This is a genomic window from Pseudomonas sp. SIMBA_068 (genome assembly GCF_046534705.1).
GTDB classification, from domain to species: domain Bacteria; phylum Pseudomonadota; class Gammaproteobacteria; order Pseudomonadales; family Pseudomonadaceae; genus Aquipseudomonas; species Aquipseudomonas putida.
On sequence record NZ_JAWRYI010000192.1, the window covers coordinates 1 to 332 of the forward strand.

1 protein-coding gene is annotated in these 332 nt (G+C 63.3%); it reads right to left on the bottom strand.

Translation table 11 applies throughout. The annotated features are described in order from the left end of the window. Positions 1-332: sigma 54-interacting transcriptional regulator (locus tag SB756_RS28780; protein WP_410912923.1), on the bottom strand; the 332-nt coding region annotated here is incomplete at both ends.

The following is a 332-nucleotide window of genomic DNA, read 5'->3' on the forward strand; positions in this document are numbered from 1 at the left end:
GCCATCGGCCTGCAGCAGCTTGCCGCGCATGCCTTCTTTGCGTGCTCCGGTAAAACTGCCGCCTCGGTAACCGAACAACTTGCTCTCGATCAGGCTTTCCGGGATCGAGGCACAGTTGATGGCGATGAACGGCTTGCCGCGTCGCCCGCTGGCCTGGTGCACGGCCTGGGCAAACGCTTCTTTGCCACAACCGGTTTCACCACGTAGCAACAGCGGCACGTCACGCTCGAACACCCGTACGCTGCGGCGGAATTCGTTCTGCAGAGCCGGGTCGAGCAGGCAGATGGCCGGTTCCATCGGGTGCATGGGCAAGGGTTGCGCAACAGGCACCG